Here is a 666-nt window from a genome sequence, read left to right on the forward strand (position 1 = left end):
GGCCACAAGACCTACGGTGGCGGGCGCTACCTCATCGACACGGTCAAGGGCGCCGACCTCGGAGGAGACCCATTCACCGCCCTGGTCGTCGACCTGAACTTCGCGTACAACCCCTCGTGCGCATACGACCCGGCATGGGCATGCCCACTGGCCCCGCCCGGAAACACTATCGACGCAGAGCTGCACGCCGGCGAGCTGGGTCCCTCCCCCGAGACCAGCTAAGGCCCCTCCAACGCAACCAGCGGAGCGGCGGCGGTGTTCTTGGGAAACGCCGCCACGTGAGGAGTAGCCTCTCCTCACGTGGAACAGCTCTTCGCGCCGCCGGACGAGAACTGGCAGCAAGTGTCGGCCAAGCTCATCACGGTGCGCTATATCGTGCTCGCGATCGGCTTGGGCGTGTCGGTGCCCGCTCTGGCCGTCGGCCTCTGGTTTCTGTGGGGCGGCTGGGGCGTCGCATTGGCGGTCGTCGCCGGGCTTCTCGGCGTTGGATGGGGCCGTTGGCTGATCCCGCGCATCTGGAGGGCATGGGGCTATGCCGAACGGCAGGAGGACCTCCTCGTCACACGCGGCGTGATGTTCCGCAAGCTCACGGTTGTACCGTACGGCCGGATGCAGTTCGTCGATGTCGACTCTGGGCCACTGGACAGGAAGTTTGGGTTGGCGACC

Annotated in this window: 2 protein-coding genes; both read left to right on the forward strand. The window is 66.5% G+C overall.

What is annotated here, in order from left to right; genetic code table 11:
* Window positions 1-222: DUF1684 domain-containing protein (locus tag ELR45_RS39790; RefSeq protein ID WP_205857614.1), on the forward strand; the 222-nt coding region annotated here is incomplete at its 5' end.
* Window positions 223-300: 78 nt separating this feature from the next.
* On the forward strand, window positions 301-666 hold a 366-nt coding region (locus ELR45_RS31010), incomplete at its 3' end, for a PH domain-containing protein (protein ID WP_205857615.1).

It is taken from the genome of Phytoactinopolyspora endophytica (assembly GCF_004138495.1).
In the GTDB taxonomy this organism is placed as follows: Bacteria; Actinomycetota; Actinomycetes; order Jiangellales; family Jiangellaceae; genus Phytoactinopolyspora; species Phytoactinopolyspora endophytica.